This is a genomic window from Methanomicrobiales archaeon, assembly GCA_030019205.1.
In the GTDB taxonomy this organism is placed as follows: domain Archaea; phylum Halobacteriota; class Methanomicrobia; order Methanomicrobiales; family JACTUA01; genus JASEFH01.
The window spans coordinates 31,954-42,750 of the sequence record JASEFH010000023.1; the positions used below are offsets into that span (position 1 = coordinate 31,954).

Annotated in this window: 11 protein-coding genes; 5 read left to right on the forward strand and 6 right to left on the reverse strand. The window is 64.2% G+C overall.

Annotated elements, in window-relative coordinates; translation table 11 throughout:
- Both QMC96_11290 and QMC96_11295 read left to right on the forward strand, forming a co-directional pair.
- Complete coding sequence (locus tag QMC96_11290; protein MDI6877341.1) at positions 1-813, forward strand: NAD(+)/NADH kinase; 813 nt, start codon at positions 1-3, stop codon at positions 811-813.
- A 73-nt stretch (positions 814-886) separates the two neighbouring features.
- Positions 887-1,594, forward strand: a complete 708-nt coding sequence (locus tag QMC96_11295) for a DUF169 domain-containing protein (protein MDI6877342.1) — start codon at positions 887-889, stop codon at positions 1,592-1,594.
- Here the strand turns inward: QMC96_11295 and QMC96_11300 are convergent.
- The 4 genes from QMC96_11300 to QMC96_11315 form a co-directional block, all read right to left on the reverse strand.
- The gene (locus QMC96_11300) at positions 1,569-2,033 is read right to left on the reverse strand and encodes a hydrogenase maturation protease (GenBank protein MDI6877343.1); all 465 of its coding nucleotides are present in this window, start codon (positions 2,031-2,033) and stop codon (positions 1,569-1,571) included. The two genes, QMC96_11295 and QMC96_11300, sit on opposite strands and share 26 nt — an antisense overlap.
- 42 nt (positions 2,034-2,075) lie before the next feature.
- Positions 2,076-2,366: a CopG family transcriptional regulator gene (locus QMC96_11305; GenBank protein MDI6877344.1), complete on the reverse strand. Its 291-nt coding sequence runs from the start codon at positions 2,364-2,366 to the stop codon at positions 2,076-2,078.
- Between the two features lie 497 nt (positions 2,367-2,863).
- The gene (locus tag QMC96_11310; protein MDI6877345.1) at positions 2,864-3,292 is read right to left on the reverse strand and encodes a peptidylprolyl isomerase; all 429 of its coding nucleotides are present in this window, start codon (positions 3,290-3,292) and stop codon (positions 2,864-2,866) included.
- A gap of 139 nt (positions 3,293-3,431) precedes the next feature.
- On the reverse strand, positions 3,432-4,001 hold the full coding sequence (locus QMC96_11315) for a hypothetical protein (GenBank protein MDI6877346.1): 570 nt from the start codon (positions 3,999-4,001) through the stop codon (positions 3,432-3,434).
- Positions 4,002-4,307: 306 nt separating this feature from the next.
- On the opposite strand from QMC96_11315, the gene QMC96_11320 reads away from it, so the two are divergent.
- The 3 genes from QMC96_11320 to QMC96_11330 are packed head-to-tail and all read left to right on the forward strand — an operon-like array spanning position 4,308 to position 6,878.
- Positions 4,308-4,799 carry an amino acid-binding protein gene (locus tag QMC96_11320; protein MDI6877347.1) on the forward strand — a complete coding sequence of 164 codons (492 nt, stop codon included), beginning with the start codon at positions 4,308-4,310 and terminating at the stop codon, positions 4,797-4,799.
- Positions 4,796-5,782: a homoserine dehydrogenase gene (locus QMC96_11325; GenBank protein ID MDI6877348.1), complete on the forward strand. Its 987-nt coding sequence runs from the start codon at positions 4,796-4,798 to the stop codon at positions 5,780-5,782. The genes QMC96_11320 and QMC96_11325 overlap by 4 nt, the downstream gene beginning before the upstream one ends.
- Positions 5,766-6,878 carry a sugar-specific transcriptional regulator TrmB gene (locus QMC96_11330; protein ID MDI6877349.1) on the forward strand — a complete coding sequence of 371 codons (1,113 nt, stop codon included), beginning with the start codon at positions 5,766-5,768 and terminating at the stop codon, positions 6,876-6,878. Before QMC96_11325 ends, QMC96_11330 begins: the two co-directional genes overlap by 17 nt.
- Positions 6,879-7,702: 824 nt before the next feature.
- Here the strand turns inward: QMC96_11330 and QMC96_11335 are convergent.
- Together QMC96_11335 and QMC96_11340 are read right to left on the reverse strand one after the other, a co-directional pair.
- Complete coding sequence (locus QMC96_11335; protein ID MDI6877350.1) at positions 7,703-8,188, reverse strand: response regulator; 486 nt, start codon at positions 8,186-8,188, stop codon at positions 7,703-7,705.
- The coding region (locus tag QMC96_11340; protein MDI6877351.1) for a PAS domain S-box protein at positions 8,181-10,797 on the reverse strand (2,617 nt) is incomplete at its 5' end. The genes QMC96_11335 and QMC96_11340, both read right to left, overlap by 8 nt.

The following is a 10,797-nucleotide window of genomic DNA, read 5'->3' on the forward strand; positions in this document are numbered from 1 at the left end:
ATGCAGATAGTGCTGATGTCCCGGATCGATGCCGAAGATGCGCTGGCATTTGCAGCATCCCTTGGAGAGCTGCTGACCGCCGGCGGGCATCGGGTGGAGTACGAGTCGAACACCGCGTCTTGCCTGGGCAGGACGGGCGTCCCGCTCCCGGAGGTCTCGGCCGATCTGCTGGTGATCGTTGGAGGGGATGGCACGGTGCTGCTCGCCGTACAGCAGTTGAAAACCCAGATACCCGTCATCGGCATCAACTGGGGGGAGGTCGGGTTTCTCGCCGATCTGGAGCCGAAGGAGGCGATCGGGTTCTTCTCTCACCTGGGCGATCGGTTCTCCGTGGAGAGGAGGATGCGGATCTCCCTCTCGGCAGACGGCGAGCCTCTCGGCGACGCCCTGAACGAAGCGGTGATCGTCACGGCCCGCCCGGCGAAGATGCTCCGCTTCTCGGTGATCGTGGAGGGGACGACGGCGGAGACCTTCCGGGCGGACGGTCTGCTGGTCAGCACCCCCACCGGCTCCACCGCCTATGCCATGAGCGCCGGAGGGCCCATCGTGGACCCGCGGATCGAGGGATTTCTGCTGGTCCCTCTCGCCCCCTACATGCTCTCCTCCCGCCCCCACCTCATCAGCTGCGACCGATCGGTGGGAATACGGCTGGAGAGTGCGAAGCCCGCACACCTGGTCATCGACGGGCAGCGGACCTGGGATGTAAAGAGCGGTACGGTGATCCGGATTCGGCGGTCGCCGGAGCCTGCACTCTTCGTGGACGTGGGCAAGAACTTCTTCGAGAAGGTGGACAACAAGCTCCGCCACCTCTGAAATGCCCGTTCAGGGATCGCAAATGCTATCGACCGGAACGGCGATGGGATTTCCATAGACAAATGCGGAGTGTATGAGAATGCGGACCGAACCGGATTATGCAGAGATCTCGGACGCCCTGAAGGCAACGCTGGGGCTGAAGGGATCTCCGGTGGCGATCAAGTTCGCCGCGAGCAAAGAGGACATCCCGGAAGGGATCCCCGAGTACCCCGAGACGGTGCGGCACTGCCAGATGGTCTCGAAAGCCCGCAGAGAGGGGGCTGTCTTCTACGCCACGGAGGGGAAGCACCAGTGCATGGGCGGCGGCTGGGCGCTGGGGCTCAAGAAGCTGACTCCGAGCCTCAAGAGCGGGGAGTTCTACTACAAACTGGGCAAGTTCAAGAGCAAGGCGGCATGCAGGAGGACGATCGAGAACATCCCCCACCTGGGCGAGCAGGCCACCTACGCGCTCGTGTATGCCCCCCTCGAGAAGACGCCCTTCCCGCCGGACGTGGTGCTGATCATCGCCGAACCGCGGGCCATGCTCAAGATCGCCCAGGCGCTCCTCTACCCCCTCGGCGGGAGGATCCACTCATCGATGGCGGGCATTCAGTCCGTCTGTTCGGATGCGACCGCGTATCCTTTCCTGAGCGGGCAGGCGAACTTCTCCCTCGGGTGCGACGGCTCCCGGAAGTTCTCCGGCATCGAGCCCGATGAGATGGTGATGGGCTTTCCGGGCGAGATGCTGACCGAGGTGTGGGAGGCGCTGAAGATCGTCACGGGAGCTCCGGGCTCGACCTGAACGTCCCGCCGACGCAGTCGAGCACCTGGCGGCAGGCGACTGCCGCTGCCTCCTCCACGGCAGGGTCCATCCCGTCCCGGAACCCGGTGACAGCGCCCCCCTCAATCCCGACAACGGTAACGTCGGGAGAGATGCCCAGCGTGCGCGCCAGCAGGACGGCCTCGGCAATCCCGAGATCGTGGAGGGAGAGGGGAAAGAGGTCGGACGGGGGGAGCTCCCGAAATACCCGCACCGATCCGATCGGGCCCATCCCCTGGGTGGCGTCCACGATCACGATCCGATCGTAGCCTTCCATCAGGGGGATCAGCCCGAGCCCGCCCATGCCCCCCTCCACCACGTCCACGCCGGGATGCTCCCGCTGCAGGAGCTCCATCACCCGCAGACCGGCGGCGTCGTTGCCCATGAAGGGGTTGCCGCAGGCGATCACGCGAACCTTCATCCTCTCGCATCCATTCCCTGATGCCTCTGCAGATGGCCCCCGTCACCAGGTACCGGGGGTGTAGGGCGGTATCTTCTGGAGGATGAGCTCCTTCTCGCGATGGGCTTCCCGGATCTCACCCTCGAGCCACGCGATCTGATCCTGCAGTATGCGTATGTGCATCTCCATGTGCTCGATCGTCGCCGATCGATGCTTCGTCGCGGAGCCTGCCGACGCAAGGTACTGCTCTATCGCCGCCGCGACCATCTGGGACCTGGAAATCCCTTTCGACTCCGCTTCACGGTCGATTCTCTCCAGGGTCTCCCGATCAAGGGAGGTGGTGATCCGCATCATCCTGCATCCTGCATGATGATCGGGAGCCCTGGCTTATCGCTTTTCTGCTTCGTCATTTGGGAGAAGGAGAATATATACCTGATGGCCCGCTCGTGCATGCGGTCGGGCGCAGCCTCACGGGATGTTGTCATCCTCCCTCCGGTTCCGGTTTTCTGATCGGCAGCGAAGGACGAGATCGCCAGGAACGGAGCGGAGGGGTCTGTCTTTTTCCCCGGTGCGGCACGCTCTCAAACGACCCGCTCCGACGTACCGGCGGGGGATGCAGGGGATGCCATCCCCTCCGTGGACCGGCGGGATGGGGCCGCCCCACCCGGAACACCCCGGGGGCGGAGATCCCGCCTGGGTGGGGAAGCCCGCGGGAAGAGAGGCAGTCCAGTGACGGGGCTTCAGGAACACCAAATCCAGCAAACGCGGCAGCGATCGACTGTCGGCCGCGGCACGGAAACGGAGCCCATGCCGCATCTTCGGAGCCGAAACGAGAGGGGGATCCCGATCCGCTATACGATGTTCACGAGCCTGATCTCGAACGTCAGGTCCGTACCGGCCAGCGGGTGGTTGGCGTCCAGGACGATCGCGGATTCGGAGACGCTCTTCACCGTCACCATGAACGCGGTGCCGTCCGGCTGCACCACCTGCAGCCTCTGCCCGGTCTCGAAGTGCATGTCCTGCGGCAGGTGGTCGCGGTCCACCTCGATGACCAGCTCATCCCGACGGGGGCCGTAGGCTTCGTCGGCCGAGAGCGTGGTGGTCTTGGTCTCGCCGGGCACCATGCCCCTGACCGCCTCCTCGAATCCCGGGATCACCTCACCTTCTCCGATCCTGAACTGGATGGGCTCACCCTCGCCCGAGGAGTCGAACACGGATCCGTCGGGAAGCCTGCCGGTATACTCCACCCGGACTGTATCGCCTTTCTGTGCCTGTGCCATAGGAATCGGTGCCGGTGAGATCCCCCTCCTATATATGTATGCCGATCCAACGGGCATCCTTCGATGCGTGCACGCATCGGGGAGGATGGCCGGCGGGGAATGGTGCGGGATCCGCCATCGGAAGGCGAAGCATCGGACCCTACTTCTGGAGGATCCTGACATTGCGGAAATACTGCTTCATCCCTCTCTCGACGTCGTGGAAATGATCCGGCGCGTAGTGCGGCTCGCAGAGGACCACGATCAGGCACCGGAGTCCTGCCGAGGACTGCATGCAGAGTGTTGCGATGCTGTCGAGCGTTCCGTTGTCGGCGGGGCCCCGGATCTCGATGCCCACATCCCGGAGGATGAACGAAGGTTTTCCCCGTTCGTTCTGGACCGTCATCTCGACGTCGGGAAAATTCGCCGTCAGGTACTGGTACAGTTCCCCCCTGTAGTCCTCTTCGCCGTCGTGCATCTGAGAGGGCGTGAACTCTTCGAGCGCATCGCAGATCCGCTCCAGGAGATCGTCTGCCCCGTTCCGGACCCCCTTCTGCTGTCGCAGGAAGAACAGGAGGATGATGGCATAGAGGAGAAAGAACCCGCCCGCCGTGGCGGCGACCTCGTACTGCACGAGGTACCCGGTGAGATCGGAACCGCCCCCGCTGAGAACCAGGTCAATGAGAAGGGTGTACAGCAGCTTCACGCCCCCGAGGATGATGGCGCTCAGCATCAGGGGCGTTAAAAACGCGTCAATTCGTTCGAATCTGGACAGCGTGTTCAATTCTCTCGAATGTCTTTTCTTTTCGGGTTCTGATAAGCCTTTTCATATGCGCCCGGATCGCCCCTCTTCCCGACTGCAGCCCTCCGGGACCTCCCCTCCGATCGCCCGGGGAGTGCACGAATCGGCGGGACCGCCCGGATGCAGGTGTCCGGTACCGGTCAGCGGCGGCCGTCCACCCGGTCTCTGCCCTATTCTATAAGCCTTATCTTCCTGCAGGCCCCACTCTTTCTACAGGTGGCTCTCGTGCAGATATCGATGAAGCTGGAGATGAAGGATACGCCGGGGCAGCTGGTCAATGCGCTGAAACCGATCTCGGATGCGGGGGGCAACATCATCGCCATCGTGCATCAGCGGGAGCCCCAGACGTCAAAGGAAACCATCGACGTCCAGGTAGTGGTCGAGCTGGCCGAGAAACGGCTTCCCGACCTGCTGGAGCTCTTCAAGAGGCACGGGATCCATGTCCAGCGCATCGGGAAGGAGCGTCTGGTCCATCGACGCTCGCTGATCATGATCGGGCATATCATGCATACCGATCTCTCGGATACGGTGGATCAGATCGACCGTACCGGTTTTGCCGAGGTCTCCGAACTCTCCATGGTCATGCCGGAGATACAGGAGCCGTCGACGGCCCGGATCACCATAAAATCGCGCAGCGAGTCCGACATGGCCAGCGCGCTGGATATCCTGCGGCGGGTGGCGAAGAGGAAGGATCTCCTGATCGTCGAACCCCTGGAGGAGATGCGATGAAGATCGCCATTCTCGGTTTCGGATCCGTCGGACAGGGCGTGGCTTCCGTCATCGCCCAGAAGTCCCTCGGGCTGACGGTGACGGGGATAGCGGACTCGAAGAGCGGGGTCATCGACAACGCAGGGATCTCCCTCGCGGAGGCGCTCGAGCGGAAGCGCACCACGGGCCGCTGCGGGAGCCCCGGGATCAGCGCGATGGACGTGATCCGGATGGCGGACTACGATGCGCTCGTGGAGGTGACGCCGACCAACGCCCAGACCGGGGAACCGGCGCTCTCGCACATCCGTGCAGCGCTGGAGTGCGGGCGGCACGTCGTCACGTCCAACAAGGGCCCCATCGCGCTGGCTTTCCAGGATCTGCAGTCCCGCGCCGCACGGAAGGGGGTGCAGCTCCGCTACGAGGCAACCGTCTGCGGCGCAGTCCCCATCTTCCACCTGCTCGAGCACGGCCTCTCCGGGAACCGTATCATCGCCATCCACGGCGTCCTGAACGGTACCTGCAACTACATCCTCTCCCGCATGGATGCCGAGGGGCTGACCTACGATCAGGCGCTCGTCGAGGCCCGTGAACTCGGGTACGCGGAAGCGGATCCGACCTACGATGTCCGCGGCATCGATACGGCCATCAAGCTGGTCATCCTGGCGAACGCGATCTGGAGGCTGAATGCGCATCTGAGCGACGTGGAGGTGACCGGCATCGACAACCTCACCCCGGAGGCGCTGCGGCTGGCCGACGAGCAGGGAATGACGATCCGCCTGATCGGCGAGGCGATCCCGGAGAAAGGGCTGCTGCGGGTGTCGCCGCGCATCATCGAGTGGGACCATCCGCTCGTCGTCCACGGGACCCTGAACGCTGTCACCATCGAGACCGATCTGGCCGGTCCGCTCACCATCGTGGGCAAGGGTGCCGGCTCGATCGAGACCGCCAGCGCCGTGATCGGGGATCTGCTCTTTATCCGGGACTGCTATGTCAAGGGTGCTTGAGAGGAGACGAACGTTCCTTCGGCTGATACGGCAGTTCACCCTGGACGCCGGCTCGTTCACCGTGCACGATCTGGCCGACGCGGCGGCGGTCCCGCGGAGCACGGCGCAGGACTGGATCAACCGCCTCATCGAGGAGCGGTGCATCCTCTTGCTGGAGGAGAAGCGCGGGAGGCAGGCGGCGAGGTACGCCGCCACGAGCGTGATCCCCTCCAGCACCTGCCGGCGGATCTTCACCACCCTGGACGGCGATCGGGTGGAGATCTACCACGAGTGCATGAGCGGGGGCTGCGCCGCGTTCTGCGAGTTCCACCACCGCCAGGCGGAGGGCGTGCTTGTCGGGGTGAAGAGGGACGGGGCGCTCCTGCGGGAATCCGCCCGGCTCGGCATGGAAGAGGTCGAGATCGGGCCCTATCCCTCCCCGGCCGTAGGCGTGCGGGGTGTGGAGAGGAGGGGCGACTGGATCGTCCAGCATATCCGCTGCTTCGGCGGACCTGCCTATTCCCTGACGGAGATGATGTCCCGCGCCCGCGGTGTATGCGACGTGCGGATCCGGCGGATCGGGAATATCGTTGAGGGGGAGATCTACACCCGCGCCCTGGTCCATGTGGCCATCGGGATCGACGATACGGACAGTGCGGAGGAGGGTGCGACCTTTGCGCTTGCTCTGGCGCTCCTCCAGCACCTGGGAGGGATGGAGGGGATCATCCCGATCGGGCACCGCGTCGTCATGCTCTACCCGTATCTCCCGGAGAAGACGGCCGGCAACTCCTGCAGCTGCATCGACCTGGCAGTGGAGCCGGCCCGCCAGGATCGGATACTGGACAGGGCGCAGCGGTTCGTCGAGGACGAGGTAATCTCTGCGGAATGGGGGATTGCCGTAAAATGCGGCTTCATCGTCTCCCCGCCTCTCCGCGACTTTGGCATGCAGGTGAGACGGGGGCGGGTGGAGAGGGCGGATGCCGAGAGGGTTGCCCGCGATCACGGCATCCAGCTGTGCGGCGGCAGAGGGGTGATCGGGGCCCTGGCAGCGGTGGCGCTTCGGGATCTCGATACCGCCGCGCTCCTCGATCCGATGCAGAACAGTGCCCGCCCGTGACGGCATCCCCGCGCGATCGCGCGTGCAATTCGATTGCGGGGCCGCGCATCGGGGATGCGGCCGGGTCGGATGCGGAAACAGGATTCATGCCGTTGCGGCGGGATTCCCTGCCTCCAGGACCGCAGGGATGGGCATGCTGCCCGCTGCTGAACGACCCTTCGCCTCGGTGCGCTCGGGCGCGGAGTACTGGAGGTGCGCGGCGGGAGAGGGATCGAAGGACGGGGATTGGACGGGTTTCCGCCCCGTCCTCGAGCCCTGACCGCGGAGACGGTGGACGGGTGCGGGCGCAGGTCGCCCGCCGGGACCTGCGCCGTGCAGTGTCGAGTGTGGATCCGGCGGCAGGCGGCGCACGGATACGCACCGTTCGGGTGTCGCACTGCCGGGTCGGGGAAGCACGGAGGACGCGCTTTCATGGAGCCCGTCAGCGCGATGGCCCGTATCGCGGGAGAGAGCGGGGCAGGACTCGCGGGTATTCGGGGAGAGGGCGAACCGTACGGCGGGGCATCCCCGCAGCAGCGGCCTTCCTCGATTTCGGACACCGATCGTGGACGTGATAGGGAAATTCTTTGGACTTTTCGGGAATGGAATCCCGATCAACTCTCCGATGGGCGCCGGAGAATCGTCTTCCCGCCGCATCGCGGGATGGGGAAGGGGCGTCGCACAGCAGGATCGGGGGAATGCGCTCCTTCTCCGTCGTCTGCGGGCCCGATGTATCTGCGTCTTGGATCCGGCTCGAGCATGCGGTGCGGAAAGGTTGTCCGCATCAACCCGGCGTATCCAGGTCTTTCCATCGCCGATGCACGCGCCTGCCGATCCCCGGATTGTCAGAGATTCTCCCTGCCGGATCGCTCCTGGATCCCCTCTTTCCGGGGCGGGAGGTTGAGCGAGCGCCAGTACAGCCCCAGTTCCCGTATCGCTGCTGCGAACTGGTCGAAGTTCACCGGTTTGACCACGTAGCTGTTCGCCCCCAGGCTGTAACTCTCGAGGATGTCCCGGTCCTCGCTCGAGGAGGTGAGCACCACCACCGGAATGGTCCGCGTCTCGTCGCTCATCTTCAGGCGGCGGAGAACCTCGATGCCGTCCACTTTCGGGAGCTTGAGGTCAAGGAAGATGACCTTGGGTTTGTCCCGCACGTCCCGCCCCCCGTATGCCCCCGTGCCGAAGATGAAGTCCAGCGCTTCTTTGCCGTCCCATGCCACGTGAACACGGTCGCTCAGGTTGCACCAGGAGAAGACGTGGAGGATCAGCTCCACGTCGTGAGGGTTGTCCTCGACCAGGAGAATATCCGTGGAATTTCCCTTCTCACTCATCAGCATTACCTCCATCCAGTGTGAAGAAAAATGTTGTGCCCCTGTCCGGCTCGGACTCCACCCAGACGCGGCCGCCGTGCCGCTCCACGATCCGTTTCACGATGGCAAGTCCGACGCCCGAACCCTCGTACTCGTGGGGGTGCAGACGGTGGAACACCCCGAAGAGCTGGCCGGCATACTGCATGTCGAATCCGACGCCGTTGTCCTGCACGAAGTAGATCGCCCTGCCGCCCCTGTTGCAGGACCCGATGCGGATCCGGGCAACGGGACGTATCCGGGTGAACTTCAGGGCGTTGCTGAGCAGGTTCTGGAACACCTGCCGCAGCATGGAACGGTCGGCGGAGACCGTCGGGAGATCCTCGATGGCGATCTCCACCGCCCGCCCTTCCCGCTCGCTCTCCAGGCTCTCGTACGCCTCCCGCGCCAGATCCGCCGGGAGGATCGGCTCCCTGTGAAGGGCCTGGCGCCCCATCCGGGAGAAGTTCAGGAGATCGTCGATCAGACGGGCCATCTTCTGCGCATTCTGGCGCACCTTTCCGAGGTACTCGCGCGCCTCGGGCGGTAGCCCCTCCCCGTACGCGTCCAGCAGGATGCGGGAGAAGCCGTCCATCGCGCGCAGGGGTGCACGCAGGTCGTGGGAGACGGAGTAGGTGAAGGACTCCAGCTCCCGGTTGGCATACTCGAGGTCCCGCGTGCGTTCGATCACGCGCCGCTCCAGCTCCTCGTTCAGCTGGCGGATCTCCTCTTCGGCCTGGCGCATCGCGGTGATATCGTTGCCGATACAGAGGATCTCCGCGATCTCCCCCTCAGGACCGTATATCGGCCTGTTCGTCCATGAGATCCAGGCCCGCTCGCCGTTGCGGCGGATGTTTTCGTTCTGGCTCGTTGCATACTTCTCGGGATTGCGGGCGATGTCCAGGATCGTGCCGCGCAGATCTCTTCCCGCGCTGTCGAACTCCGGTATGATCGTCCCCACGGCGTTCCTGCCGAGGATCTCCGCCTCGGTATACCCGAAGAACTTCTGGGCGTACTCGTTGAAGAACGTGATGTGGCCCCGGGGATCCAGCCGCAGGATGATGCTGTTGGCGCTCTCCACGAGTTCCCTGTACTTCTCCTCGCTCCTCCGCAGCGCTTCCTCCGCCATTCTGCGGTGTGTGATATCCCTCCCCACGGAGAGGTACTCGACCACCTTTCCCTTGTCGTCGAAGAACGCGCGGTCGTTCCACTGCTGCCAGCGGATGCTCCCGTCCGCCAGGACGATCGGGTGCTCGATGCTGCCGACGGGCCGCTCTGGAGTGAGGGCGGCGAGATGGCGCGCTACCCGTTCCCGATCGGGCGGAGGCATCCCGGGCCGGAAGCGGGTGCCGACGATCTCGGTGCAGGGCTTTCCGAAGTAGCGGCAGTAGGCTTCGTTCACGAAGAGGTGCGTCCCGTCGGGTGCAAACCTCGTGATGAACTCCGTCTGCCCCTCCACCACGGCGCGGTAGCGCTCCTCGCTCTCGCGGAGGCTCTTCTGGCTGTTCCGCAGCTCCTGGATCGTGCCTTTCAGCGTCCCCACCATCGCGTTGATGCTCTGGCCCAGGATGGAGAACTCCTCTCCCAGCCCCGGCGCGATCCTGCGGTCCAGATCCCCGCGGGCGATCCGGTCCACGTCCTCCACGATCGTCTGCACGGGACGGGTCAGGAAGCGGGAGACGAATACGGCAACCCCGAGACTTGCCAGCAGCACGACGACGGCAACCAGGAGGTGGGAGAGGATCAGGCTGTTCAGCGCCCCTTGGATCAGCGCGGTGTTGTAGGTGAGCTCGACGATGAGGCTCATGTCGGAGCTGTAGTCCTCGTCCCGCAGGTCGATGAAGAGGTACCGCAGCGTCCTGCCGGATTCGGGGTTCTCGACCTCCATCCCTGCCCTCTTCTCAAGGATGGTGTCCAGCACCCGCTCCAGCTCCGGCGTGGGGACGAAGGTGCGGTTTCCCACCTGCCTCTTCGCGGTGGTGTAGATGCGCACATCCTCGATGAACGGATTCCTGGATGCGATGTCGGTGATGGTCTCCGAGTAGCGGAGCTGGTTGCGCCTGTCGTTGAACGCATTCTCCACCAGCCCGAGTTCCAAGACATACTCGTGGTCCGGCGTGGGCATGTAGGCGTACTTCTTCAGATCGGCGGTTGTCTTCTCCTGGACGACCCGGTCGGGGTAGAATCCGTCCGTGGTGCGGATCCGGTTCAGGTAATCGTAGAAGTAGGGGATGCTCTCCTTGAAGTCGAGCCCGAGGTCCGGCTCATAGGTTGAATACTCCACCACGCCCTCGCTGTTGATGACGTAGAGCTCCATCGCCCCGCCCAGCTGCTGCTTGACATTCTCCAGATCCATTCGGGCGGGGTCCCGTCCCGCGCGCTCGTACTCGGCCATGAAGAGCACGAAACCGTCCCGCATCTGCTGGTTCAGGGTATCGTCGAAGACCTTGAGCCCTGCGTCGATCACCTCGACCGTTCTGACGATGTCCTGTTCGGTCTGGTTTCTCAGGAGTTCGGCATTGCTCCTGAAGTTCCTCTCGCTGTTCAGGTAGTCGACTATCGTTGTGCCCAGCACGGCAGCGAGGGTCAGGAGC